This window comes from Enterococcus sp. AZ126 (assembly GCF_051714545.1).
GTDB lineage: Bacteria > Bacillota > Bacilli > Lactobacillales > Enterococcaceae > Enterococcus_L.
Window position 1 is genome coordinate 2,618,353 of the sequence record NZ_JBIOSB010000001.1, and the last position, 25,622, is coordinate 2,643,974.

27 protein-coding genes are annotated in these 25,622 nt (G+C 32.8%); 22 read left to right on the forward strand and 5 right to left on the reverse strand.

All coding sequences use genetic code 11. From position 1 onward, the window contains the following. Positions 1-162 precede the first annotated feature (162 nt). The 21 genes from IGI43_RS12345 to IGI43_RS12445 all read left to right on the forward strand — a co-directional run bounded on the left by IGI43_RS12345 (position 163) and on the right by IGI43_RS12445 (position 19,039). Complete coding sequence (locus tag IGI43_RS12345) at positions 163-1,053, forward strand: hypothetical protein (RefSeq protein ID WP_438758088.1); 891 nt, start codon at positions 163-165, stop codon at positions 1,051-1,053. A 221-nt stretch (positions 1,054-1,274) separates the two neighbouring features. Further along, positions 1,275-1,547 (forward strand): hypothetical protein, encoded by a 273-nt coding sequence (locus IGI43_RS12350; protein WP_438758089.1) that lies wholly within the window; start codon positions 1,275-1,277, stop codon positions 1,545-1,547. Continuing rightward, a complete protein-coding gene (locus IGI43_RS12355) occupies positions 1,540-1,908 on the forward strand; it encodes a hypothetical protein (RefSeq protein WP_429953605.1) in 369 nt (122 codons plus the stop codon). The genes IGI43_RS12350 and IGI43_RS12355 overlap by 8 nt, the downstream gene beginning before the upstream one ends. Then, complete coding sequence (locus tag IGI43_RS12360; RefSeq protein ID WP_438758090.1) at positions 1,895-3,400, forward strand: deaminase domain-containing protein; 1,506 nt, start codon at positions 1,895-1,897, stop codon at positions 3,398-3,400. The genes IGI43_RS12355 and IGI43_RS12360 overlap by 14 nt, the downstream gene beginning before the upstream one ends. A gap of 9 nt (positions 3,401-3,409) precedes the next feature. After that, positions 3,410-3,787: a hypothetical protein gene (locus IGI43_RS12365; protein ID WP_429953601.1), complete on the forward strand. Its 378-nt coding sequence runs from the start codon at positions 3,410-3,412 to the stop codon at positions 3,785-3,787. A gap of 298 nt (positions 3,788-4,085) precedes the next feature. Next, positions 4,086-4,406, forward strand: a complete 321-nt coding sequence (locus tag IGI43_RS12370; RefSeq protein WP_438758092.1) for a DUF960 family protein — start codon at positions 4,086-4,088, stop codon at positions 4,404-4,406. A 47-nt stretch (positions 4,407-4,453) separates the two neighbouring features. Continuing rightward, a complete protein-coding gene (locus tag IGI43_RS12375; RefSeq protein WP_429953599.1) occupies positions 4,454-4,924 on the forward strand; it encodes a JAB domain-containing protein in 471 nt (156 codons plus the stop codon). Between the two features lie 59 nt (positions 4,925-4,983). Beyond that, positions 4,984-5,295: a 4'-phosphopantetheinyl transferase gene (locus IGI43_RS12380; protein WP_438758093.1), complete on the forward strand. Its 312-nt coding sequence runs from the start codon at positions 4,984-4,986 to the stop codon at positions 5,293-5,295. Between the two features lie 170 nt (positions 5,296-5,465). After that, positions 5,466-6,029 (forward strand): DUF1643 domain-containing protein, encoded by a 564-nt coding sequence (locus IGI43_RS12385; protein WP_438758094.1) that lies wholly within the window; start codon positions 5,466-5,468, stop codon positions 6,027-6,029. Positions 6,030-6,171: 142 nt separating this feature from the next. Further along, the gene (locus IGI43_RS12390; protein WP_429953596.1) at positions 6,172-6,495 is read left to right on the forward strand and encodes a Mor transcription activator family protein; all 324 of its coding nucleotides are present in this window, start codon (positions 6,172-6,174) and stop codon (positions 6,493-6,495) included. A 60-nt stretch (positions 6,496-6,555) separates the two neighbouring features. Then, a complete protein-coding gene (locus IGI43_RS12395; protein ID WP_438758095.1) occupies positions 6,556-7,020 on the forward strand; it encodes a double zinc ribbon domain-containing protein in 465 nt (154 codons plus the stop codon). A 66-nt stretch (positions 7,021-7,086) separates the two neighbouring features. After that, positions 7,087-7,887: a hypothetical protein gene (locus IGI43_RS12400; RefSeq protein WP_438758096.1), complete on the forward strand. Its 801-nt coding sequence runs from the start codon at positions 7,087-7,089 to the stop codon at positions 7,885-7,887. 350 nt (positions 7,888-8,237) lie between these two features. Beyond that, positions 8,238-8,909 (forward strand): hypothetical protein, encoded by a 672-nt coding sequence (locus IGI43_RS12405; RefSeq protein ID WP_438758097.1) that lies wholly within the window; start codon positions 8,238-8,240, stop codon positions 8,907-8,909. A gap of 11 nt (positions 8,910-8,920) precedes the next feature. Then, a complete protein-coding gene (locus tag IGI43_RS12410; RefSeq protein ID WP_438758098.1) occupies positions 8,921-9,880 on the forward strand; it encodes a hypothetical protein in 960 nt (319 codons plus the stop codon). A 222-nt stretch (positions 9,881-10,102) separates the two neighbouring features. Next, on the forward strand, positions 10,103-10,561 hold the full coding sequence (locus tag IGI43_RS12415; protein ID WP_438758099.1) for a hypothetical protein: 459 nt from the start codon (positions 10,103-10,105) through the stop codon (positions 10,559-10,561). After that, positions 10,558-12,156, forward strand: coding sequence for a DNA primase family protein (locus IGI43_RS12420; RefSeq protein WP_438758100.1), 1,599 nt, complete (start codon positions 10,558-10,560; stop codon positions 12,154-12,156). Before IGI43_RS12415 ends, IGI43_RS12420 begins: the two co-directional genes overlap by 4 nt. A 27-nt stretch (positions 12,157-12,183) precedes the next feature. After that, the gene (locus tag IGI43_RS12425; RefSeq protein WP_438758101.1) at positions 12,184-12,309 is read left to right on the forward strand and encodes a hypothetical protein; all 126 of its coding nucleotides are present in this window, start codon (positions 12,184-12,186) and stop codon (positions 12,307-12,309) included. A 283-nt stretch (positions 12,310-12,592) separates the two neighbouring features. Next, the gene (locus IGI43_RS12430; protein WP_438758102.1) at positions 12,593-13,966 is read left to right on the forward strand and encodes a recombinase family protein; all 1,374 of its coding nucleotides are present in this window, start codon (positions 12,593-12,595) and stop codon (positions 13,964-13,966) included. A 2-nt stretch (positions 13,967-13,968) separates the two neighbouring features. Continuing rightward, positions 13,969-15,654 carry a recombinase family protein gene (locus IGI43_RS12435; protein ID WP_438758103.1) on the forward strand — a complete coding sequence of 562 codons (1,686 nt, stop codon included), beginning with the start codon at positions 13,969-13,971 and terminating at the stop codon, positions 15,652-15,654. A 758-nt stretch (positions 15,655-16,412) separates the two neighbouring features. Beyond that, complete coding sequence (locus tag IGI43_RS12440; RefSeq protein WP_438758104.1) at positions 16,413-18,068, forward strand: AAA family ATPase; 1,656 nt, start codon at positions 16,413-16,415, stop codon at positions 18,066-18,068. Positions 18,069-18,070: 2 nt separating this feature from the next. Next, positions 18,071-19,039: an HNH endonuclease gene (locus IGI43_RS12445; RefSeq protein WP_438758105.1), complete on the forward strand. Its 969-nt coding sequence runs from the start codon at positions 18,071-18,073 to the stop codon at positions 19,037-19,039. 433 nt (positions 19,040-19,472) lie between these two features. Here the strand turns inward: IGI43_RS12445 and IGI43_RS12450 are convergent, their stop codons facing one another. The 5 genes from IGI43_RS12450 to IGI43_RS12470 all read right to left on the reverse strand — a co-directional run bounded on the left by IGI43_RS12450 (position 19,473) and on the right by IGI43_RS12470 (position 24,612). Continuing rightward, positions 19,473-20,258 carry a hypothetical protein gene (locus IGI43_RS12450; protein ID WP_438758106.1) on the reverse strand — a complete coding sequence of 262 codons (786 nt, stop codon included), beginning with the start codon at positions 20,256-20,258 and terminating at the stop codon, positions 19,473-19,475. Next, positions 20,255-20,914, reverse strand: a complete 660-nt coding sequence (locus IGI43_RS12455; protein WP_438758107.1) for a class I SAM-dependent methyltransferase — start codon at positions 20,912-20,914, stop codon at positions 20,255-20,257. The genes IGI43_RS12450 and IGI43_RS12455 overlap by 4 nt, the downstream gene beginning before the upstream one ends. 12 nt (positions 20,915-20,926) lie before the next feature. After that, positions 20,927-21,355, reverse strand: coding sequence for a GNAT family N-acetyltransferase (locus tag IGI43_RS12460; protein ID WP_438758108.1), 429 nt, complete (start codon positions 21,353-21,355; stop codon positions 20,927-20,929). 515 nt (positions 21,356-21,870) lie between these two features. Continuing rightward, on the reverse strand, positions 21,871-23,259 hold the full coding sequence (locus tag IGI43_RS12465; RefSeq protein WP_438758109.1) for a PTS transporter subunit EIIC: 1,389 nt from the start codon (positions 23,257-23,259) through the stop codon (positions 21,871-21,873). 12 nt (positions 23,260-23,271) lie between these two features. After that, positions 23,272-24,612 (reverse strand): glycoside hydrolase family 32 protein, encoded by a 1,341-nt coding sequence (locus tag IGI43_RS12470; RefSeq protein ID WP_438758110.1) that lies wholly within the window; start codon positions 24,610-24,612, stop codon positions 23,272-23,274. A 168-nt stretch (positions 24,613-24,780) separates the two neighbouring features. On the opposite strand from IGI43_RS12470, the gene IGI43_RS12475 reads away from it, so the two are divergent. Beyond that, the gene (locus IGI43_RS12475) at positions 24,781-25,620 is read left to right on the forward strand and encodes an AraC family transcriptional regulator (protein WP_438758111.1); all 840 of its coding nucleotides are present in this window, start codon (positions 24,781-24,783) and stop codon (positions 25,618-25,620) included. Positions 25,621-25,622: the final 2 nt, after the last annotated feature.

The window sequence follows — 25,622 nt, forward strand, 5'->3', positions numbered from 1 at the left end:
GTGTTACTTAATAAAAATTAAACATTAACCCAAATAAAAACTGAAATAGCAACCGCAGTAGCAACTGTAATCATGGCAATCCCTCCTTTCAATAATAGAATATTTCAAACATTTTATATGTAATAATGTGCTATACTTAGACAAAAAGGGAGTGGAATTATAATGAATGTAGAAGAAGCACTTTATTTTTTTAGAAAAAATAAAAATTTAAAGCAAAAAGATATTCTTACCTATACGGATACTTCCGTCTATTCCAAAATTGAGACAGGAAAAAAAGTGTTAAGATTTTCTGAACTAAGAGATATTTTAGAACGCTTCTCTGTTCCACTAGAAGAATTTTCAGAATATTTAGAAGACAGTATGGAACAAAAAAAGTTTCGTAAATTGTTTAGACAATGTGCTAATAATCCTATAGATGAATCCAATAAAAAGAAGCTACTTAACTACTACAACCAATTAACCTTTTCTAAGGATATGCATCTTAGAGAAATGGCAAATTTTATCGGGATAAAAACATTGTTCTCCAATTTTTGGAAAGAGATTTCTCCAGTAAGCCAAGAAGAGTTAAATCAAATCTATGAACTTCTCATGGAAAAAGAGTATTTTTTTCAGTATGATTACGCCGTATTATCCAATACAATTTTTCTATTTAATGACAATCAAATCAAGCGCCTAGCTAAAAAAGCGTTATCTGTTAAAGATATCGAAGTCAGAAATGTGGAGACAACAGAATTTATTAAAAATATGATCAACAATTTAATCACAACTTTACTACGTAAAAAAGAATATGAGGCAAGTCGTTATTATTTAAGATTAGCCGCTACAAAAGAAGGCAATCTTACGTTTGATTACAAATTAGTTATTCAGTACTTGGATAATTTAACAAGCTATTTAATTACTGGTGACGATTGTTATAAAGAAAATATTTACGACTATATCCACTTATTAACGAAGCTTGGAGAGCAAAATTTTGCGAAAAGTATTGAGCGAGAAGTTCGCTCGATCCTTTCAGAAAGCAAAGATGTTCCGATCTTTATTCAAGCGGATATGTAACCTACGTACTGCTATAGTAACTATAAACTACTACTAGCATACCACATTATTTGCAGTTGTTTTACTCAAATTGTAAATAATACTAATTTTATAATCATACGCTGTTTTATTTCTCACGAGAGATTATTTTTTACTAAATGGTCTGTATTCTTACTCTTTATTTTGTTAAACTATACTTATTGGAAATAATAAGAGAGTAAACTAATAGGAGGAGTTCTTCAATGTCAGAAACAAAAAATGATCCGCAACAAGCTAGTATATTTGCTAGTGGGCTTGTGATGCCATTCATGAATGCTTATTCTGGTAGCAGTGAAGCATTATCTATATCGGATGGTGCTGCATCAAAAGATGTTAATACTATTCTTACACAAACAAAAGCAATCATGAGTACGTTCGAGAGTAGTTTAAAAGCCGATGCAGACAATCTTTTATCTATTAGTAACACATATGAGGCTGCCAATCAGGCGATGGTGGATGTGGTGACGCATGGATAAGAAGAAAAGTGTGATAGAAGTATCTAATCAGTTATCTGCATTAGAAGATGAAAAACTTTCCATTCATAAAAAGAAAAATCTGTGGGAAGAATACCAAGAACATTGGGCCTACTTACAAAAAGAAGAACAATCTATATTAGAGGAAGTGGCCTATCTCAGTCAGGGAACAGAATCGCTGAACCATGCCACGCAACAATTAATCTATTTTGAAGAAGAACAACGAGCTGTTGCCCAAGCATTTGATTCAATTGAAGAAGGATTTGAACAAAAAGAAAAAGAATTTTACAACAGAGAAGATCATCTTAACACTGCTTATTATGAAGCAAAGAAGCAGGAGGAATTAAGCGATGACGAAATTTAATTATTCCGAAGTTCAAGGTGTTTTTACTAGTTCTCAATCCGATCGGGTCGCGTGTTTATCTAGTTTTTCTACAGTTGAAACAAACATTGCGCAATTTACAGCGTCAAGTGCATTAACAGGTCCTGGTTGGGATTCTGCTAAGCAAGCATTATCGCCCTATTCCGTTGTCACAAAAGCCTTATATAACTACCATTGTGATTTCGGTGAAACCTACACAGCCTTTTTAGCGAGTTTTGAAGGAGAAGTAGGGGAAACAGGTAAAACACTAGACACAGAAGAATTACGAGAACTTCAAGAGAAGTTAAATCGAATTCAACGAGAAAAACAAGATCTTCTAAACAAAATAGCTGGAAATATCGCCTTAGAAATTATCGGTGGTTATGGTGTGATGGCAAAGGATTTTCAGCTTGGTGAGACGCAAAAGAAAATTGATTTACTAGAGAAATATGAAACATTTGAAAATGGTCATGCAGGTGATTTTTCAGCGATTGTTTCAACTGGCGGTGATTTGACCTCTGCATTGAGCGATCTAGGGAAAAGTAAATCCTTTAACGCCGCAACAGGAACCTATACGTATTCAGATTTAAAAACAAAAAACTGGTATACTAATTTAAAGACTTATAATGACTCTTGTCCATCGCAACGAATAGAAATTGTGAAAACCGATAAATATGGGTATGGTTTGAAAGTATACATTAATGGAAAGTATAGTGAAGTAGCGTCAACTAATTTGATGTATGCCCAATCGAAAGAAGGCATGAAAGAATTAGGAATTACAATGAAAGATATGGCTGGGGAAATGACAGGGCTATATAGTTTGTATCGTCTGTTTAATGGGAAAGACCCAGTGACAGGGGAACAAGCCAGCCGATTAGAAGCAGGTCTTTGGGCAGCATTGTTATTATTGCCACAGGCAAAAATGATCAGTGCGGCAAGAGAACTGCGAGCAGGGAATCGTTTATTAACAGGTGCTAATTTGACCGCAAAGGACTTACAAATTTTAAATAAAGCTGGGTATTTTGATGATGTTGGCAAGATAGGTAAACTTGAGAAAACTGGTGGACTTACTAAAGCGCAAAAAGTTGAGAACTTCCAAAATAGAATTGATAATATTAGGAATAGAATGCCAAATTCGAAGCTGAAAAATCAAGGAAATATGGCTGTCGCTGATGTTAAAATAAAAGGTTTGCCAGACGAGTTTATGGCACATAGTAAAATTCACGGACCAAGTAGCAAAGGTGCAGATTTAGGCAATTTCTCACCTGCATCAGAAAATAGGATTTTCGAATCATATACAATAGATAAGTTCCCAAGGTATAATGATACTGAGGTTAAAATTCTGGAGGATATAGCATCTAAAATTAAAGATCCAAAACTTTCTGGTAAGATAGATTTATATACAGAACTACCAGCTTGCCAAAGCTGTACAAATGTTATATTAGAGTTTAGAAAAAAATTTCCAAATATAGAACTTAATATATTTACGAAGTAGGTGGAAAAAATGAGTGAAATTAGTTATTTAGAAGCAAAAGAATTAACTTTAGAAGACTATGAAGATTTTATTGAAGATGAAGGGTTTAGCCCCAACCAAGCAGTAGCCGCAACTTTTGAAGATTCTGTATTAATGATGAAAAAAAGTCATAAAGTTTATGTATCAGTTATGGTAAATCTCTCGATTTTGAGTTTAAAACAAGATTTTTTACCAGATTATCTATTAGAGAAGCAAGAAAGTTTGAAAATGGTTAATGGTTTAAATGAAGAAGAACAGTCTGTTTATGATTCAGATATAAGTACTTTGAATCAGTTGTTAAGCAATCAAAAATTTGAGATAGATAAAGATGAAGAATATAAGCTAAGAGTTAACATGTTATTAGAGTAGTACTGATTATAGAATAATAAAAAGGTGCACTATTCTATAATGGTAACCGGATAGTAAAAATTCGATTAGTAAGCTAAACTTACTATTTAAGTTGCCAATGAGGCTAGTGTAGTCTGAGGTAAGTCATGTTTTAATTGCATAAAAAAAAGGGACCAATTATTTCATCCATTAGATATTTTATCTAGAATACACGCTATTAAGACGTACTAGGAGAAAAAATAATTATATATTATATCTATGAAGATCAATCATCTTAAATGGTGGTTGGTCTATTTTTGTGTTTTAAGGAGGGAATAAAATGTTCGATAACAAAGAAAATCGTTACGTCACGAGAGGAGTGGACGAACAAGTACCAAAAAAAATCCAATTATATTGCTGGAATTTAATTGACAAAAAAAGAAGTGAAACTGAAACAGAATTAGACTACTTACAAATCTTTGAATTCAATCCAGATAATCAACGCCAAGCAATTGAAGTGATTCATCGACAAGAAGAACCATTTTTCATTGAGTATCATACCTACACCATAAAGGGAAAGATGCCTGATTTCCAAATTAAAAAGTTATGGGTGATCGATGATCGTAGTCATCAAACGATGTTATTACCAGAAGATTATTAACTGCATTTTTCTAAGAACCAACTACAACAATCAGTAAGGAGAAAGACATGAAAACAAACCAACCGAGAAAACGTGTAGCTATTGTCAGTCTTGAACTGGTGAAAGAAGCCTCCACTTTTTACGCCGCTAGAACCTGTACTAGTCCACAAGCAGTCTACGAGTTATTCGCCCCGTTTATTGAAACAAAAGATCGAGAACATTTGGTGGTCGCTGGTTTAAACGTAAAAAATGAACCAACGGCTATTCAAGTGGTTCATATAGGAACCATCAATCAGTCTTTAGCTTTTCCTAGAGATATCTTAAAGATGGCACTGTTGTCAAACAGTGTGTCTATTTGTGTTGGGCATAATCATCCTTCAGGTAGTGTGACCGCTTCATTAGCGGATATTGAATTTACTGCGAAGTTAGAAAAAGCCTGTCGATTGCTTCAAATCAATTTACAAGATCATCTGATTATTGGTAGTGGAGGAAAATATCTGTCTATGAAAGCAGAAGGGTATATAACCGATAGTAAGTAATGAAGCCTTATGAGGGAAGCTCATAAGGTTATTTTTATACCATAGAAAGGAAAAAAGCCATGTTAAATGAAGCAATGAACATTTTACAAAAACAAATGCAGCTTGTAACAGTACAAGAGGAATGGAGCTATGAATCTGTCACATTGGAAAGGGAAGAACTAGACGAAGCTACTCTTCCAGAAGGAGCCAAAAAACAATTACCAAAACTAGTTATGACCCATTTGTATTTACATGTAGATAATCAAGACAATGAATATGTTGTGTATTTTCTTACTGATGGTACTAGCCAAACCACGTATATCAAAGGTTTATTAAAGAATAATACACGACTCTATTCCAAACTTTTACCAATGAAGGATGGAGCTGAATGACCAAAGAGGAATTTTTAGAATTGATTTGTCACTGTATGATGCAAATAGTAGAAGCAATAAGAGAGGGGCAAGAGTAAATGGGTTTATGGATTCGTTTAATTTGTTTAGTTGCTACCACGATCATTACGGAATGTTTTAAATGGTCAGCAGCATAGAAAGGGAGAAAAGGAATGATAAACAAACAATTGATAACCATAAAGAGTGAGGCTTGGACAAACGAGAGAAATACGCACCGCTATGTGCTAAGAAGAGAATGGATAGAAGGTACTGAAGATAAAAAGGGAGATTTAGCGGCAGTTATTACGATTCGTCCTAGTAGTACAAGTCCCTACACAGAAGATTTAACCATGATGTTAATTGAGAAGCATGTCCGTCAGTTAGGTTTTTCTGGTTTTATTGCAGTAAATCTTTTCTCTTCTATTGAGGCAAAAGATAGAGCTTCTTTTTTAAAAGGTGTTGATGATCAAACATTAGAAGTATTTACTACTGTTTTGGCAGAGAAGCGAATTAGTCAAATTGTATTTGCCGTGGGTTCGATTGTGACGACTAGCTCAGTAGCTATGGATCAAGCAGAAAAATGTTATGACTTATTGACCCCTAAACAAAAGAAAATGACACAAGTGTTGGTTAATTCAAAAGGAGCTATTGCCCACCCCTTAAGTGTGCAGGTAAGAAAAGTGTGGAAATTGGAGAATGCAAAACTGCTATTTTCAAAAAAGAAGATGGAAAAATGAAAAAATAAATGTTTCTCAGATCGTTAGTTATTTCTAAAATTGCTAGTAGCGACAAAAAAATAACTTTGTCGATGAAAATGACGCAAGATAAGTCTAAAGGGAATCGTTATTATTGTAGTAGAAATTGAAAGGAGGAGAAAGAGTGAATGAACCAGAGGTGCAAGGGTGGAATAAAGTGTATCGTGATTTGGAACGAGTAGTAGGCAAACAAAGCACTCTGGCTATCTATCAGGAGTTTCGAGGACTGCAGGTGAATTTTCCTATTCGATTAATCAGTCGTGCTTACATGAAAGATTTATTAAGAACGGAGTACACGGGAAAAAATAAACAAAAGATAGCGACCCACTATGGGTATAGTCAACGTTCAATTGAAAGAATGTTGAAGGAATTAGAAAGGGAAAATCCAAACCAAGTGAAAGAAGCGACATACCCTTATATTGCACAATGGAAGAATCGAGCACATTGAAGAACAAACATGTCCTTATATATCCAAATAGCTATAGGTACAGAAAATGGAGGGAAAAAGATGGAGAATAGTTGTTATTGTACGAATTGCGGGAAAGAGATAAATAAAGAAGCAGAGATATGTACATCCTGTGGCGTGCGTCAAGGAAAAGTGATTCATTATTGTTACAACTGTGGAAATGAGATCCAACCCAATCAGGAATTGTGTCTGGGATGTGGCGTTAATCCTAGAAAAATAAAGCGACAATCCATAGGGAAAAGTCTAGGTAATACAGGGACAGGTTCAGTGAATGTTGTACTAGCAGCTATTTTAGGCTTCTTTATTCCAGGATTGCCGTCCCTATTATGGTATAACCAGAAAACAAAAGGCATTGTGATGATTGTGTCTGCTATACTAGTGACCATGATTCTTCCTTTGCTTGGGTTGATTGTTGTAATTGTTGGTGCCGTAGATGCCTATCAAATAGGACAACGTGTAAATAATGGTGAAACGCTAGATGAATGGACGTTTTTCTGGTCTAAGTAAACAAAATAAAAAGGCGAGCAGATACTCAAATGTCTCTCGTCTTTCACTTTATTAGGAGGGATACAGATGAAAAATTTGTTTAAAGCGTTCATTATTTTAGGCTGTACGGTTAGCTTATCCGCTTGTTCTACACAATCAAAAGAAGGAAAAAAAGTAAATGAAACGCAAGCTACTTCTTCAATATCGAGTCAAGAAACACAACGAAAGGAAAACGCTCCAGAAGTAAATCAATCAAAAGATGCTTCTTATTTTGAGGTGGATAGTAGTCGCCAGTCTGCATTAGAAGATCGAATAGAGCGGAAATATAAAAAAGCATACGGACTTGGTTATGAAGGAAATCCCACAACAAAGCAAGTAACAGAGCTGAAAACGTTAGAAGATATTCAACAATTTTTACAAGAAAAGTACGAAATGAGCTTTCCGAATAATCAAACAAAAACAGGGGAGTATTATTTTGCGTTTAACCTAGATTATTTATATGGGTTAGTTATGGACGATGATTATTTTAGTTTGTATACAGAGGTATATGAGAAAGGGGAAGTAGAAGGTTACCAAGAACAAGTTATTGCGCTAAATCAGGCAGCGTTTCGTTTATTGAACCAGTTAGACATAGATCATTATTTCCGTTTAGTGGTAGAAGCAGGTGAGCAAAGCGAGTCATTTACTGAACAACAGATAACAGATACCTTAAAAACAATGAAACAAAAATTGGTTGATAGAGAGGAGGTTGTAAAAGAAGATGCTCGTTACTTAGGTATCGCATATGATACAAGCAGTCTTTCCTATAAAGAACAAAATCCACACAATCTATTTATGACCGAGAGAAAATGGGAAGTGATCCGTATTCACAAGTGTTTAGTGATTTAGGTGGTTGGTATCAAATTATGTATGTCTTAACGGATAAAGAGATTACTCAAAGAGGAACAAAGGTAGGGCAAGGTAAAAATCTGTATGAGGGATTCTTGAAAAATTGAATCATCTGAATAAATCTAAATAATGGTAGGTTGACTATATGAGGGATGCTCGTCTTGGATTTTAACTACCATTGTTTCTCATTAGAATAAAAAGTTATATTAGTTCCAGTAGTTCCAAAGAAATAAAATAGTAAGAATAAATGATGAGAGAGTTATATTAAAGTGTCTTGCTTGGAACTGCTGGAACTATTGCCATTTGTTTGTTAGAATTAATGCTAATAAACGAATGGGGAGCGAATATTATTGAGTGAAAAATATTATAATCAAAAAGATTTGTTCAACAAAATTCCAAATATGAAAAGAACAGCATTAATGAATAAATTTGAAAATATTTTGAGGAGCTATTCGTTAAAATATGATGAAGATGAGTATGATGAAGCAAAAAAGAATGATAAAAATACTAGCTACATTTATATAAAAGATGTTGATCAAAAAGAATTTGAATTTACCAAAGAGGAACTAGAACTATTCGCTATATTATTAAAAGTATCGAATGATTTCCCCTTTAAAATCACAAAATCTTGGGAAAATGAAGCAGATTTTAGCAAAAAGACATTGAACGAGTATCTTGATTATTATTCTGGATTGATAACGGAGATTGAGTTAGTAGATGATCTTGAGTTAAAGTACCTTATAATGAGCTCGCTTCCATACAGTGTGACAAAATTAGAAGTAGAAAATTTAACCCTTTTTAATGAGAGCATCAGCAATTATTTAAATAAGGTGTCAACATTAACAAGTGAGTCAAGAAATAGAATGTACACAATTCAGCGCAGGCTGTTTCAGTATTTAGATGCGGAAATGTTTTTAGAAAAAGAAAAAGTACAATTACGCGTAGCTAATGACAAAAAGAAGTATGAAGAAGAACTAACGGGTTTTAATAATCAATCTGAAAATTATGCACAAGAAAAATAGAACAACTTTCTTTGGATTATTTTAGTAGTTATGAAAATACACAAGTAGACCAATACATAATTGAGTTAATTTCTTATTTTAATTATAGAAAAAGAATCAAGGAGTTAGATACCTTAAGAAAGTCTGGAGTACCAATAACAAAACTTAGTAAACGTTTAGAAATGTATCCCAATAAAAAAAATGAGCCACTTGCAAAGTATTTAAAGCATTTTCAACAAACCAAAAAAAATATGAGAGAGGATACCCCGATAGTTCAACATATGTCAACAATGTTTGCGGACGGAGAAGATTTGTATACACATTCTCTTAAGGAACGATTGACATTACTGGAAAATAGATTTGAACACTACAAGTTGAAGGAAGTACCATTAATACCAACAGATATAGACGATGTTCTTTACCAGCTCGAATCGTTGCAAATGGCTTTACATTTTTTAATTCGCTTGGTTAAGAAAAAAATCTTTCCTTCGATAGCAGACAATAACGAAAAGGAAGTACAATGGGTTCCGTATTTAAGAGATAAAATGGAAGAGCTTAATCATTATGTGTATGAAATAGCTAATTGGGGGGATCGATACTTTGAGTTAAGGCATGGTTATTCAATAGAAATCCAGTATATAATAACAGATATTCGTTATTTTACTAGTTCGTCATCTGGTTATTTAAACTATATGATGTTTAAAATAGATGAATTGGCTATTCTATTAAATAAATCAATGCCTACTGAAGTTGAAGAAGTTGAACAAGTATTAAACGGCGGTAATGATTTGTTAAACGAATCAGTGTTAGTTAAAGCTGAAGAAGCATTAAAAGAAATAGATAATAATTTGAGGAATATTAATTTTAGTGCTAGAGCAATTATAATAAATATATGGGGACAAGAGTTCCCAAGTCAAAAAAATGAAAACCACGTCAATGATTTATCTGGTGAATTTTTGATTCAGTCAATTAATAAGCAAAGAAAAAAATAATTTTTTATTTAGAGACAGTTCATTATGAACTGTCTTTTTGTTATTTTTTAATTGCTAAATACTACTAAAAAAGCGTCATTTATGATTTTTTGTCCTTTTGTTCGTTATTATGTCTAAACTTAAAAACATTTTAGACACAAAATGCAGTCCCAAAACTAATGGTTTAAACTAAGGTTATCGATAAATAAATTTATGCAGCGCTGCGTAAGAAAGAGGAATACAATGGAATTTGACTTAAACTTTAAAGATTTTTATGAAGAAGGTTTTGCTACAAAGTGGATAATAGCTACGCTAACTAATTTTTCAACTCGTGAAGTTAATTTCGGACCAGAGCCGATAGGAACTGATTTTCTACTAACGTTTAACGTTGAAAAATATATTGGTTTTAAAAAATCAGAATTTTTTGAGGATCATCAATACATTCATGGTTTTCAACTTAAATATGGTACACAGGTTAATCGTAGTTATTTTGCAAAAATCATGAGAAACACAGGATTTTATTTCCAAAAAGGGCGTCAATCTATGAACACGAAAGAGATGGAAGGAAAAATATTTATCATTGGATTACAAGACAATCAGTCAGAAAAGACACAGAGGGTATTTCGTAATATAGATACAATGTTCCCCATCTCTGAAGACTTTTTACAAACATTACAAGAATTTGAAGTGACGAATGAATGACCTATTTACGAAAAATGAAACCCCATCAATTATTAGATCAATACCTATATATATTAAATGTTGAGAATGGTTTGATAAAATTGAAAAAAAATCGGATTTATAGTTTTAAGGAGCTATCGATTGAAGAAGCTAAATCAATCATTAGCTCGGAATCATGGATAGCAAATGAGCAGTTTATCTCTTTTTTAGTGGAAGAAACAGACATTTCAAAAAGTAGAACATGTATTAAGCGAAAGATTCCTGAATACTTAAAACAATTGGTTTTTGAAACGTATTCTTTGTTTATATTGGCGCTGTTTGAGTTTGATGATAGGAACTATAAGCAGTCCGAATTGATTTCTAAGGTAGCGGTGTTCTTCCATAAAGCTTCAAAATTAATAATAGTAAAAGAGATTAACGAGATGCGTATCTATAACAAAGTAACAGGCGTTTATGAATCTGCGGAAAAAGTGTTACCACAAATAATTGCTATTTTCTTGGAAAATTTTTTAACTGTTTCTTGGAATAGCAATACAATTAATGAGATAATCCTACGAATTAAAGCGAAAACAGCTATAGTGAATTGGAATGAATTTGATGTACAAGGCTTTGCGTTTGCAAATAAAACGCTGCTATTGAATACTATGGAACCATACTTCGTTAATCACTCGCCAAATTTTTATCTAACAAAAAAATCAACTGTTCATGTGGATGAAACAGCCAACTGTCCAATGTTTTATCATTTTTTAGAAGAAATCATTCCAGATGAGATTAAATTTATTCAAGAGTATGGCGGTTATATGTTGGATCAAACAAATCGAGCGCAAAAACTATTGATTGCTTTCGGTGGTGGACGAAATGGAAAAAGCGTGTTGTTTGATGTGTTTACCCAAATTATAGGGGTTGAAAATTCAGCTTCAGCAAGTATGGACGAGTTATCTTCACGCTTCGGGAAGGAAGTAATGTTGAATAAAAAAGTGAATATCTCCAATGAGGGAGCAACTTTTTCATATAATCCAGATACGTTAAAAGCTCTTGTATCAGGTGACCCGTTGAATGTAGACAGAAAAAATAAACCAGCTATAACCACCTCTTTGTACGCAAAACATGTATTCATCACAAATAAACTACCTCCAATTTATGACCAATCATTTGGTTATAAACGGCGACTGTTGCTGCTGAAATTTATGAAACAAGTGTCAGAAACAAAGGTGGATCCTTTTTTAACAGAAAAATTGTTACAAGAGTCTTCTGGAATACTAAATTTTTTAGTGAAAGGGTTAACACGTTTGCGTCAGAACAAGTATCATTTTTCTGAATCAGAAGGAATGCTTCAAGCAAAGCGAAACTATTTTAATTCAGCCAATCCATTGTCAAGCTTTATATCAAAAAAAATAGAGATCCGTGTTGGCAAACGATTATACAGAAATGAAGTTATTAACTGTTATCAAGAATGGTTAGTTAGTAATAGCCTTTATGACCGTGTTGCGACAAATACCCAATTGTTCTGGAAAAAATTTGAAGAAGAGTATTATGACCAATTTGATCATTTGCCTATCGTAAAAAAGAATAAACAAGGGCGTTTTATAGAAAATGTAAGGTTCAAAACTAGCTAAGAAAAAAATCACGAAGGAGATTCGCGAATGATGAATGATAATTTTATTGATGACACGGAAGAGTACTGGAATTCACTGTTGGAACATGAACCATGTGATTACTCTTCAAAGATTGGAAAATTGATTGTTAGACCTGAAGATATTGATTTTTAAATAAGGTAGGTCATTTTACCTTGTGAAACAAAAAATAAAAAGTATTTTATCAAAAGTGTACAAGCTGTAGATAATTGCTACGTTAAAATGCATTTTACGAGGAGGAAACAATATGAAGAAACAGACAGCTCATCACTTGCCTATGGATAATGAGTCACAGGATCAATTTGAACTACTAGCTAAGTCATTGGCGAAAGGGTTACTGCATTACCTGTATTAAACATAGAATGAACGAAGAGCTATTAGTAGTTCTTCGTTCTATTTTGTAGGAGGAGGGAGAAAATTGAATGTCATTTATGGACGAACCTCAGAGTGGACGGCTGGAAAAGTATCATTAAGATCGCAGAGAGCACAGTGTCAACGAAACGCATCAAGAATGAATCTATCTATTCTTGATGAACATATACTTTTGGACTATGGGCAATCTGGGCGGAATTTAAAACGACCTAGAATGAAAACGTTACTTGAATGGATTGAAGCTGGGAAACTTGATAATGGGCACTTATTTATTGCTAGTTATGACCGATTAACAAGAGAACTAAGTGATCTAACATACTTACTGGAATTGTTTGATAGACACTCAATCAATGTCCATTCCGCAAAAGAGAAGATTCCAGAAAGTATGGCACCGTCTGTCCGTACGTTTTATATCTATTCGCTAGGAGCAATAGCGCAAGTCTACTTAGAAACAAGTCGCCAACATGCACTATCAGCGATTGAAAAGAGAAGAGAAGAAGGTAAACCGCTAGGCGCAGCTCCCTTTGGTTACCGTTATACAAAAGAAAGATTGGTTCTAATTCCAGAAGAAGGAAAAGTTGTTTGCCTTATCTTTTCGTTGTATTTGTCTGGTTTGGGCTATAAAAAAATCTGTCAAAAATTAACTAGAGAAGGTGTAACGATCTATGGAAGAAAAATAAGAGAGACTGATATTTACCGTATTTTAGGAAATCAAACTTACGCTGGTTGGCTAGGTAAAGGAATAAACGTATACAAAGGAAATCATCAAGCAATCATCACAATAGCGGAATATGAACAAGTCCAACAGCTTCGAAAAAGTAAAACACAAGAGAAAAAACATTTTGTAGAGTACCCACTAAAAAATAAACTACGTTGTTCTTGTGGTTGGGTATTGAGTTGTCATATGTATGCACCGAAAAAAAGAAAAAAGCGCCGTTATTATGTTTGTTCAAACCCCATCCATCGAGAAAACAGTTGCCCAGCAAAATTACCAGCGGACCGAATGGAGACAGAGGTACTGGCGAGGATAAAGAAATTTTTGACCAATCGCTCGTTTATTCATCAATTAGTTCAACAAGTTCATCACCAACAAAAAGCCCATACCGTGCTTGAACAGAAGCGGACCGCATCTATCGAGAAGAAAAAGCAACAGCTCTTCGTTCTGTACGAACAGAACAAACTAACTGCACCTGAGTTAAAGGAGCAATTAGATCAATTAAAAGAAGAAAGTTTTTATGTTAAGTCACAAAAATTAGTAACAGAAGAAGAACTATCCGAACTTATACTTACGGATACGCAAATAGAAGATTCATTTTTTTACACGTTAATTCAATGCATTGAGTTAAACAAAACTGATGAAATCATAAGTATCTATTTGCAAAAAGTTCCCACATATAATCTAATGAAGTTGGAGGAATGAACATGTCGCAAGAAATCATTTTACCTGATATTAACAAGTTAACGAGAAAACAACGACGAGAAAAAGGAGTCAAAGTAGCTGTCGGGTATACTCGTGTTTCTACTCAAGGGCAAGTAGACGATGGTCTGAGTCTAGCAACACAAGCGGAAAAAATAGAAGAAAAAGCTGCATCATTAAGCTTGACCTATCACATGACGTACACAGACAGTGGTATTTCTGGCGGAGATATTGCACATCGCTCAGGAATGATTCAATTATTGGAAGATGCCAAGAGCGGATTATTTGATGCCGTAATTATTTATTCTGTTTCCCGTGTAAGTCGTGATTTGGATGATTTTTTGACAATTGTCCGTACGTTAGAGCGTTACGACATTGAACTAATCAGTATTTCAGAATTGATTGATGCCAGTAATCCAGCAGGAACGATGTCCCGAAATTTAATGGCAGTTGTTGCACAATTTGAACGGGAACGAACAAGTGAATTAGTGGCTGAAAGTATGAAAACTGTCGCAAAAGAAGGCCGATTTACTGGTGGTCGTATGTTAGGGTATTATTGTGGGGTAGATGAAGAAGGACGTAAAACACTGCTTATAGAACCGAAAGGAGCGGCTATCGTTCGGACCATTTTTGCCAAGTATGCATCAGGCGAAGGCTATCGAGCCATTGCGAATTACTTAAATAGAAAAGGAGATACAACCATCACTGGTAAGTCGTTTACTGCAGGTGGGATAAAAACAATCTTATCGAATCAAAAATATGGTGGCATTATTGAGTACGGAAAATATCAACAATGGAAAAAGAAGCGGAGACGAGGAGTGAATCCTACGCCAATTGTACAGAAAGGCATCCACGAACCGATTATTGACGAGGCATTATTTTTAAAAGTGAGGGAACGGTTGGAAATGGAAAAAAGGCAACCTAATTGGAATCATCGTGGTGAAAATGTGTTAACAGGATTACTCACTTGTCCAGTATGTCATGGACCGATGGCCGCATCTAACGTGACTAACACGCTAAAAGATGGGACAAAAAAGAGAATTCGGTATTATTCTTGTGCTAACTTTAGGAATAAAGGTGCTTCTGTGTGTGGAGCCAATTCCATCCGAGCGGATTATGCAGAAAAGTTTGTCTCTGACCGATTGCGGGAACTTGTGACGATCCCTGAGTTCCTCCCTGTACTTGTCAAAGAAATGAACCAAAAAATAGAGGAAGAGCTCCAACCATTGGAACAGGAGCTTGCAGTTCTTCTAGTCAATATGACTGACATTGAGAAAAAAGTAGAAGTATATCACCAATTTGAAGAACTAACAGATGAACACCAAGAAGATATCTCCTCTCAAAAAGAAAAGCTAAAAGAACAACTTATTTATAGCAAACAAAGAGAGCATGAAATTCTTTCTGTATTGAATCATCAGCATGAAAAAATTACTGTTGATAATGTATCACAGATATTTACTGCACTCGATCATTTTCTGAATAAAGCAGATAAGGCAATGATTAAGTCAGTTTACCGCACGTTTATTCAGAAGATTACGTTTGATCCATTAACGAAAGACGCAATTCAACTGACAATGACATTTAACGAAGAAATTATTCATCAACTAAATCAACTCTATCAAGAGACTCTATCCAATCAAACGGATGGGGTCCTTTTTGTGTTGAAGCGTCCATTTACTTTGGTGTTGTAAATAAGCACAATAAATCAGTCGTTTTCAATTCGTTTCATTCTATCCGTAAGAAAAGTCTCGTGTACTTCATCTCCAGCAATTAAGCTACTTTAGCGAGGTAAAAGCGGTGAATCATTGTAGACTTGATAGGAGAATAGGGTGAATGAAGAAATAGCAATAGGAAAAGTGTGTGGCGTAACAAAATCCCAGCTATTTCAAATAGCTGGGTCCGTTGTTATGGAGGTGCGTAACATCTAAATGATTTAATATATAATTCGATTTTTATTATACATGCAAATAAAAAAATAAGAGTATTTAATTAACTTCTGACATCATGGTATAATAACATTGACATCGATTAATGGAAGTGTAAGCAAGTGACTCGTGGAAATTATATGAATTATGAAGCTGACTACGTTGTATCATGAAATAAAAGTAAATTAAAATCTGAGGTTTCTTGATGCATAAGAATTTACAATGATTTTTGATTATTTGTGAGACGTTGAACTAAAATATGATGAAGCGTACAAATCTTACCAAGATAAAACGGTGATTACGTAAATATAGATATCCACCAGAAGGTATGGAAGATGCTATTTACACTTTGATTGGTCAATGTAAATCTAGGTAGATGCAGGGGAATATAAAAATTATAGAGGCATAAATAAATGTCTACTAAACATGTTTCTCAGATATTAGCCCAAATCCATCCATGATGGATGCAAAAAAGCATCACTATTGATTGTGATTTAAGATTATTATAAAGGAGTTGTATAGATTTGATATTTTATAAGAATGTACAAGAAGTACCTGAAAATATTAGTTTTCCCGTATGCATACTAAGTGAGTATGGTTCTTGGAATGATAGAGGCATGATAACGAGCTTTAAATTAGAATATATTGATTCTTTAGATGACTTAAATAATGATAATATAATTAGTATAGGTGAAGTGAAGATTTCTGAAAAAGGTTTTCGTCACGATGATTCGAAAGCGTTCTTGGAAGATATAGTACATATAAAGTTGCCTGAAAGTCCATATGATAAATTAGAAGATAAGTATTTTTCATTGGGACAAAGTCAACTTTATTATGAAAAATTAATGGAGTTGCCGAATGAAGTTTCGAAAGAGATTTTAAAAAGTTTGAATGATGTTGTTTTTAATGAAGATTTATACGATAAATATTCTAATGAACATTCAATGATATATTCACTTCAAAGAGAGGTTTCGATATTATCTATTAAAGGGCAATTTAAAAGAATTATTACTGGAGAATCACTATTAACAGAATTTGACTTTTCATATATACCTAAGCATTCATACAATGATGGGATTATGAATTTTATTGTCAAACCGAATAGCTATCCACCGACTAATATTCAAGTGGTAATAGGAAAAAACGGTGTTGGAAAAACTTATTTATTAAATGGTCTATTAAAAACAATAGTTTTTAAATCAAGAGATGAAAAGGATGGCACTTTTATTGGTGTTAACAATTCTGCAACAGATACGTTTTCTAGTGTAATAGCTATGTCATTTAGTGCTTTTGATAAAGTATTAGAAGCAAATTTGAATAAAAAAACAATAATACCTTTTTATTATGTAGGATTGAATGATGAAAATAAAAAAAATACACACAAAATTTCTGAAGGACTTTTAGATATAGTAAAGAAATGCGTTCAAAATGGAGAAATAGACGAAAAAGATTTTCGAAAAAAAATAGAAGGGGAATTAGAAAAAGTAGAAAGAAAAAATAACATTCCATCATATTTTATTGATAGTCTAATAAATATAAAAAAAAATAGTTTTAAATTTGAACAATGGAAAAAAAGTGTGAATATTTTAGAAGATGATGAGGCGTTTGAGAGATTAAATATTCGAAGAACTGCTTCTTTTAATTTAGATGATATAAAAAAAAGAGAAGAGGCTGAAGAGTATTTCGATACTAAATTAAGTTCAGGTCATAAGATTGTATTACTGATTATTACGAAGTTATCTGAGCTAACTGAAGAAAAAACATTAGTACTTTTTGATGAACCCGAAAATCATTTACATCCACCTCTTTTATCATTAATGTTTAAGGCAATGAATGAATTATTAATCTATAGGAATGCTGTTGCAATAGTAACTACACATTCTCCTGTAGTATTGCAAGAAGTTCCTAAAAATTGCACTTGGATTCTGAAAAGAATAGGAACTGAAATGAGGTTTAGAAGACCTAGAATAGAAACTTATGGAGAGAATACAGGCACATTGAATAGAGAAGTTTTTCGATTAGATGTTCTCAAATCGGGCTACCATACATCTATTATGGATGCTATAAAGGGCGATGATACTTTAGAAGATGTTTACAATAAGTATAATAATAACTTAGGTAGTGAAGCAAAAGAGTTAATTAAGGCTCAATTATTTGAAATGAGAACGGGAGAAGAATAATAATGAATTATCGTGTAGTCCCATACAATCAAGATATAATAGAGATAATAAGTGACTCAATTTCCAATTATGAGAGTGATTTAAAGAAGGAACGATTAAAATATTATTCACCCCAAGTTTGTAAAAGTGAATTGAACTTTAAAGAGTTTATGGAAAATGGTCAAGTGGAAAAATTTGAAGAAATTTTTACATATAAAATAATATATTCAATGGATAAATTTAATCCAATATACAATAGTAATATAAAAGACTTGCAAGATTTTTTATATTTTAAGAATTTCAACGAAAACATTGTGTATAAGTTAAATAACTCTAAAGAACTAATGAAACAAGATATGATAGAGTTATATAACTCGAAATTTTCGAAAATAGGGCAACCTGGAAGAACACATTATGATAGGATAAGAAATTTAATAGATTATTGTCCTTATTGCCAAGAAAATGATGTGAAACATTTAGATCACTTTCTTCCTAAGACTCAATTCCCATCATTATCAGTCTCTCCTATAAATTTAGTTCCATTATGTAGTGATTGTAACACTGCAAAAAAAGCAACAACAGGATTTTTTAATCCTTATTTTGAAGATGTTGATTCTGAACAGTATTTATTTTGTGATATCTCATTTCAAAATGATGATTACATTATAAAATTTAAATCAGAACAACCATCTAGTTGGAGTAAGCAAAAGTATAGTAGAGTCGAGAGTATCTTTACTAAGATGACAAAAGGACATGAGATTTTAGTATTATTTAATAAGTGGGCACGTACTACCATAAACGAATCTAAAAGGCGTCTAGTTAGGTCAGCATTAAGAGGACAAAAAGATTTTCGAGAAACATTGTTAGATGATTATAAGGATTCAGTTGAAGAACAAGGTATTAATTATTGGAAATCGACACTATATCAATGTTTGTTAAATAATCTGGAAGATACACATAAATACTTTTCCTCCATAGTAATTCAGGACTAAAAAATTCTTATTTATGATGAAGATTTGGAGTGAAAATCAAAAAAATGAGGGCTACTATAGACTTCTCCTAATATCATTCACTTCCGATACGCAGAGTACTATCATAAGTAAAATTGGGCTATGAAGGATAAAATTCACGAATACATTTCATTTAAGCTATATGGCAAGGTTTTATAGTTTATTTAATGAATTAATATTTATTTTTTTACAAATTGGTTTGATGAAGTTGTGAATTTTATGTTATCAGTAGACCTTAAAAATAACAGGATTGAATGATATTTTTAAGGTCTTATTATGTGGAGATACACGTGCTTTTTATATGATATGAATAATATAATTATATTTTCTGACTATTCATTTATTTGTTAAAAATTTGTTTTGAAATATTTAACAACTTGCTATACTTAAAAGTAGATATTTTTTTATTTCAAAACTACTCATTAACTTCTTCGGAGATAGTTCTTATCTGCTCAAGCTGTTTTTCAAAAAACGAATACATTTTTTTGTCTTCTTGTGTGATTAAAAAGTTAATTCTTTCTCTTAGAGGGACGGCGTAAGTGTATAGTTCAACATGTATTTTTGATCTTTTTTTGTCTAAATCACTAGCAATTATAGAGTAAGGAGGAACTGTATCATATAAAAAAATTTGTATACTGTTTGGAAATTCGCTTTTTAGAGTTAAAAATCTGTTTAATGTTTCTTTAATCTTTCTATTATAAGAGTTTTCATTTTGAGATTCATGTACAACATTTTTACCTAGCAACTTTGAGGCTTCGGTATAGGGTCTAATCATATAGATTTGAATAGTACATCCATTACTCAATTTTTCTCTGAAAAAAGGAAGATATTCCTCTCCTAAACGTGATAAAGAACCTCCAGTGATAATAAGTGATGAAAAATTATTAAATCTATCTTCTAATGGAGCAGATTCAGTTTTCCTACGATTCGAAATTAATCCATCAATACCATTACTGTTAAAACTATTGGATAAAATAGTTAGCTTCTTCTCGATCTTTCTTCCTTGAAAAAAGCGATCAGTTAGGTTTGAAACGGAAATTCCAAGTAATAGGAGGAGTATTATATCCAATTTTTCTGTATTCGATTTTGTATTGACTACTGAGAACCAACTAGCTATCAATAATGTAATAATTAGAGGGAGATACTCAAGGATAAATCTTATTGCTTTTTCAACAATTATACTCATACTATTCTTTTTCATTTTTGTTCTCCATTTTTCTCACAAATAAAAGCAACCCATTTTTTATCTCTATCCACTTCATTCGTATAAAGTTTCTCTTTAATAGAGAATCCATTTAGACATACGAAATTTTCGAAACTCATTTCTGTCCAATATCTTCTAAATCTTTTTTTTGATCCTAAGTAATCGTTTTTTCTGAAAAAGCCTTCAATTTCAACTGAATTACAAGTAGTGTTAATAAACAAAATGCCTTTTTCTTTTAACCACCTTCTGACATCCTGCATCAATTTCATTGCATCTTCTATAGGGAATAAATGTATTAATGCTCCCATATAAATTATGTCGAATGAGCCGTTGAGAAATTCTGCATCATTAATATCTAAATTCAAAATAGTCGATGTTGGAGAAGTTTTCTTAGCTATTTTTGCCATGTTACTAGAAAGTTCAATCCCAACAGTTTTATAACCGTTATTCTCAAAAAATGATAGCATTTGACCAGCTCCAGGTCCGATTTCGAGTACTAAACTGTTTGTTTTTTTCTTAGTAACATGATTTAAAACGGAATTACCTAGTACTTCTGTTTTTTCTTCGAATTTTGATATATGTTGCCTTCTGTTATCATATTCAAGTGCTAATAAATCATATGTTTGTTTATTTATTTTAATATATTCTCTCATGAAAATCACATCCTAAATTATTTTCTTAAAATATGTTTTTTCAAAAATAAAATTTTTGTCTAGGTATGGCACATAGTGCTTTTTTTCAAAAAAAGTCGATACTTTCTTCTTTTTATGTAATATACGGATGTAAATTATTTTATACTGATTTAATTTAGCATATTCTTCTAATTCAGATAATAAAGTAGTCCCAAAACCTAAACCAGAGTATTCAGGACAAATATAGAAATAGCCAATCTTTAACACATGGGTTTTTGAATTCTCTTTCAAAATGCAACACCCTACATTCTTTTCTTTAAAAGATACAATTAAAGAAGGCCTTTTCTCTAGTTTACATTTTTTTATCCAAAGTAAGTGTTTGGGATAATCAGATAGAATATCTTTAGGCATCAATAGATTTTTATTTATATTATCAGCTGTAACTATTTGTAGTTTTATCATGATAAACTGTTCTCCTTAAACTATAATAATAGTAACATGATACTATTTCTATAGTAATATGAACTTGTCGAATAGTAAATATAAAATTCTAACTATTTTTTTGCTTACTATATGAATTTATTCTTAGTTCTAAACATGCACAATTTCCAAATACAGATTAACTAATATTGAGTGGAGCATAATACTTTCAATTATGAGAATTAAAGCTACCGATGTATAGAATGAATTTATAGGTAGTGCTACCTATAAAATGAAATACTTAATTTTAATGATGAAAAAGCATTTTATGAATATCATCTCCTTCCGATACGCAGAACCATATCATAAATAGGGATATTTTTTTAATTGTTCTCTTTAATCTGTATTAAGATTAATTATTCTAAATAATAGTTGCTCTTTTTTCATATTCTAAAAGTACCTAGTGTGATAAAAAATACCTTCAAAACTAAAGATGAAGTTTTGAAGGTATTTTAGCTATAGTTACTTTTTATACTTATCAAGAAACTTAATTATTATTATCCTAGTTCTTGATTCTTTTGATAGCCAATCGTCCAAGTTAATCCAAAAGATACTCCAAATGCTACAAGATTAACTAAAATGTAAAGTGGTAATTGCTCATTAAGATACAACAATGTTCCTGGAATTCCTGTAAGAGCCATACCGCTAGCTCTCAATTTAAAAATAGAAGCTAGAAATCCACCAACGCCTCCACCGATCATCGACATGATAAATGGCTTAACTAAACGCAACGTAACGCCAAAAACTGCTGGTTCAGTAATTCCTAGAGTTGCTGATAGAGCGGATGGATAGGCAATTTGCTTCATCTTAGGCGAAGTAGATTTCATAGCAACTGCTAATACTGCCCCTGCTTGTGCGATGTTTCCACAAGTACCAATTGGATTTAAATAATTCCAACCATCTTGTCCCAACATACTAATCTCTAAAAAGTTAAGAACATGATGAATACCAAAAATTCCCAACAATTGTCCAAAACTACCGTAGATTAAGCCGCCAATTCCAAGAGGAAGATTTAATAGAAACTCTACTCCGTGTAAAACACCTATTTCCACTTCATGAAAAATAGGTCCAATAATAAACAGTGCAAGCGTAAGGCCAGTTAATAGTGTTAAGAATGGTGTCAAAATTAAATCTAATGAATCAGGAATTCGTTTTCTCAAGAATAGTTCAATTTTAGAGCCTAAAATTCCAGTTACAAAGGCAGGTAATACCGAACCTTGATAACCAACAACTTTGATAAATCCAAAAAATACTAGTGGTTTGGCTGTTTGCTGTCCTACTTCATACGCATTTGGCAGTACTGAACTTACCAGCATTAATCCTAAAACAATCCCTAGAATGGGTGTTCCACCAAATATTCTAAAAGTAGACCAAGCTACTAAGGCAGGTAAAAAAGCAAACGCCGTATCCGTTAAAATCTGAGTGAACATCAGAAATTGTTGTGGGATGTCATCTGGCGTGAGTCCGATGACACCTAAAACTGCTTCTTGTGTGAACAATCCTCGCAGTCCCATAAATAAACCAGTAGCTACCAAAACTGGAATAATTGGAACAAAAACGTCCCCAAATATTCTGATTGCTCGCTGGAAAGTTATCTTTTGTTTCACTGTAGAATCCTCAGAAATGTTTCTCCTAGAACCGTCGATCAGCGGAATGAACTCGTCGTATACCTTGTTCACTAACCCTGTACCTAAAATGACTTGATATTGACCTGAATTGAAGAAACTACCCTTTACTTTATCAATATTTTCTACGCCCTTAATATCAATTTTATCTTTATCATTAACGATAATTCTAAGTCTCGTCGCACAGTGTGTCACCGATTGAACATTTTCATTTCCGCCAACTAGTTCTAAAATTTGTATTGCGATATCTTTGTTATTCATTCGTTATCCTCCTCAATAATTATAAAACATAACTGATCCGTTGTGACCTAAATTCTGATAATATGCATCTCTGTTGAAATGATTGCTAAATGTTCTCATTGAAAAAACGTATTCTCCATCATTGATAAATATTTCCATCGTTGAATTATCATTAAAAATCTGAAGTTTAAAAAGTGAGCTTATCTCAATTTCCTTCGATTCGCATTCTCCTGAAACCCAATTAATTCGGCTAATTTCTAATCGTCCATTAGTATAGTTAATCGAATTCATATCTGAATTTAAGGTGATTGAAAAGTGATTGATCCATTCAGTAAAGTCAATCATTATCTCATATGTGTTGTTTTGATTTTTGATCAAATGACAACAGTTTTTATATTCTCTTTTTTCTTTTCGTAGTACTTGATACTCTTCTAAAGGTAATTGGTAAAGGCAATCGTTTTTCCACTTCAACTCTCTTGGCATTGTTAAGCAATGGATATACCCATCTGTAACAGTCGGACAACAAGCTTCTTCTTCCTCTTCCATTCGAGACATCCAAGCGGTTAGAATACGCCGTCCTTTGTCATCTTCAAACGTTTGTGCAGCGTAGAAATCAAACCCATAGTCTAATTTTTGAATCTCTTCTTTTACGACAAATTTCTTTTGTTCGTAGTCCACTTTCCCAACTAAATATCCCGCATAACTAGACAATGATAAGTCAGTATCTTCAATAGGGGTTCTTTTTTGAGGACATAAGGTTAATATATCCACATCATGACTTAAAGAAAATACATCCGGACACTCACACATCTGATCCAATGATTGATCTGAATAAAACTCACCTTGAAATTGCCAATTGCTCAAATTACTCGATTCAAATAATGTGATAGCGCCTATATTTTCTTCCGACTGTGCTCCTACAATCATCCACCATTTACCGTTCTTTTCCCAAACCTTAGGATCACGATGATGCTCAGTAAAACCAACTGGGGTTTCGATAGCTTGTTCCTTTTTAATAAAGGTTTTTCCATCTTCAGAATAAGCAATTTTTTGATAGCTTTTTCTTTTCCCATACTTTTTACTATTTCCAGTATAGAAAAGATACATTACTCCATCTTTTTCAACAGCACTTCCCGAATACACGCCATCTTTATCACTCGCTAAATCTGGTAAAATAGCAGATCCTGGGTTTTCCCATGTTACTAAATCCTTTGAAATAAATAATCCCCACTCTTTATAAGAGTGATTAGTTTCAAATCGATTCCATTGATGAAAAAAATAATATTTCCCTTGAAACTGGATCAATCCGTTAGGATCATTTAATAATCCTTTTGCCGGCTCTATATGGAAAGAATTCCTATATTTATTCTCCAAATTCTATAAACCCTCCTTAAGATAGTCTAAATTAATGCGTTTTCATAACCTTGGTTGATGAAATCTTAACATCCTTTATTACATTTCGAATATGGAAAAAGTTAATGGATATATGGGAATTTCTAAGATAGACATCTTTTGTTAAGCGTTCCCATGTATAATAAGTACATGAATAATAATTTGAGAGAATATACAGATAAATTTACTGACTTTTCGAAAAAGAGTATATCAGACTTCATTTTGTACAACTGCGGAATTGAATATTGTGAACCTAATTATAGTTATGGTCCCAAAAGAAGAGACTATCATTTTATTCACTTTGTTAAGGAGGGCAAGGGGCTGTTAGAAATAGAAAATCAGCAAATTGAAGTTCATGAGAATCAACTCTTCATCGTTCCTGCAAACGTCGTTTCAACATACACAGCAAATAAACAAGACCCTTGGAAGTACTCATGGATTGGATTTACCGGGATAGAATCAGTAAATTTTGTTCAAACGTTGATTAAATCGAGCACATCTGGTTTTGTCATGGATTGTTCAGATGCTTCTTTTTATGAAAAAAGAATCGAAGAAATTATTGAACTAAATCAAAACACACTTGCTTCATACTTTAGAATTAATGGTATTATGTATGACATTGTCGGTACCCTTTTAGGAGAATGCGGTATAGAAGCTGTGAATAATCATGAAACCTCACCTTCATTTCAAGCAATGAGATATATGGAGCTACATTATCATGATGATATTCAAATTTCTGATATAGCCTATTCCGTAGGTATCCATCCTAATTACTTATCCGCAATGTTTAAAGAAGAAATTGGCATTTCACCCAAGAAATATTTAACTAGCTTAAAGATCAATAAGGCGAAAAAATTACTGACGGAAAGTGATGACCCAATTAACTTAATTGCAGGCTCTGTTGGCTTTACTGACGCACTTTCCTTCTCCAAATTTTTTAGAAAAGAACTGGGACTCTCTCCTACAAAATACAGAAAGGATCACAACTAATC

What these genes read in the sequence shown, in the direction of transcription:
- IGI43_RS12345 (WP_438758088.1), top strand. Translation starts at nt 163, where the DNA reads ATGAATGTAGAAGAAGCACTTTATTTTTTTAGAAAAAATAAAAATTTA.
- IGI43_RS12350 (WP_438758089.1), top strand. Translation starts at nt 1,275, where the DNA reads ATGTCAGAAACAAAAAATGATCCGCAACAAGCTAGTATATTTGCTAGT.
- IGI43_RS12355 (WP_429953605.1), top strand. Translation starts at nt 1,540, where the DNA reads ATGGATAAGAAGAAAAGTGTGATAGAAGTATCTAATCAGTTATCTGCA.
- IGI43_RS12360 (WP_438758090.1), top strand. Translation starts at nt 1,895, where the DNA reads ATGACGAAATTTAATTATTCCGAAGTTCAAGGTGTTTTTACTAGTTCT.
- IGI43_RS12365 (WP_429953601.1), top strand. Translation starts at nt 3,410, where the DNA reads ATGAGTGAAATTAGTTATTTAGAAGCAAAAGAATTAACTTTAGAAGAC.
- IGI43_RS12370 (WP_438758092.1), top strand. Translation starts at nt 4,086, where the DNA reads ATGTTCGATAACAAAGAAAATCGTTACGTCACGAGAGGAGTGGACGAA.
- IGI43_RS12375 (WP_429953599.1), top strand. Translation starts at nt 4,454, where the DNA reads ATGAAAACAAACCAACCGAGAAAACGTGTAGCTATTGTCAGTCTTGAA.
- IGI43_RS12380 (WP_438758093.1), top strand. Translation starts at nt 4,984, where the DNA reads ATGTTAAATGAAGCAATGAACATTTTACAAAAACAAATGCAGCTTGTA.
- IGI43_RS12385 (WP_438758094.1), top strand. Translation starts at nt 5,466, where the DNA reads ATGATAAACAAACAATTGATAACCATAAAGAGTGAGGCTTGGACAAAC.
- IGI43_RS12395 (WP_438758095.1), top strand. Translation starts at nt 6,556, where the DNA reads ATGGAGAATAGTTGTTATTGTACGAATTGCGGGAAAGAGATAAATAAA.
- IGI43_RS12400 (WP_438758096.1), top strand. Translation starts at nt 7,087, where the DNA reads ATGAAAAATTTGTTTAAAGCGTTCATTATTTTAGGCTGTACGGTTAGC.
- IGI43_RS12415 (WP_438758099.1), top strand. Translation starts at nt 10,103, where the DNA reads ATGGAATTTGACTTAAACTTTAAAGATTTTTATGAAGAAGGTTTTGCT.
- IGI43_RS12420 (WP_438758100.1), top strand. Translation starts at nt 10,558, where the DNA reads ATGACCTATTTACGAAAAATGAAACCCCATCAATTATTAGATCAATAC.
- IGI43_RS12425 (WP_438758101.1), top strand. Translation starts at nt 12,184, where the DNA reads ATGATGAATGATAATTTTATTGATGACACGGAAGAGTACTGGAATTCA.
- IGI43_RS12435 (WP_438758103.1), top strand. Translation starts at nt 13,969, where the DNA reads ATGTCGCAAGAAATCATTTTACCTGATATTAACAAGTTAACGAGAAAA.
- IGI43_RS12445 (WP_438758105.1), top strand. Translation starts at nt 18,071, where the DNA reads ATGAATTATCGTGTAGTCCCATACAATCAAGATATAATAGAGATAATA.
- IGI43_RS12450 (WP_438758106.1), bottom strand. Translation starts at nt 20,258, where the DNA reads ATGAAAAAGAATAGTATGAGTATAATTGTTGAAAAAGCAATAAGATTT.
- IGI43_RS12455 (WP_438758107.1), bottom strand. Translation starts at nt 20,914, where the DNA reads ATGAGAGAATATATTAAAATAAATAAACAAACATATGATTTATTAGCA.
- IGI43_RS12460 (WP_438758108.1), bottom strand. Translation starts at nt 21,355, where the DNA reads ATGATAAAACTACAAATAGTTACAGCTGATAATATAAATAAAAATCTA.
- IGI43_RS12465 (WP_438758109.1), bottom strand. Translation starts at nt 23,259, where the DNA reads ATGAATAACAAAGATATCGCAATACAAATTTTAGAACTAGTTGGCGGA.
- IGI43_RS12475 (WP_438758111.1), top strand. Translation starts at nt 24,781, where the DNA reads ATGAATAATAATTTGAGAGAATATACAGATAAATTTACTGACTTTTCG.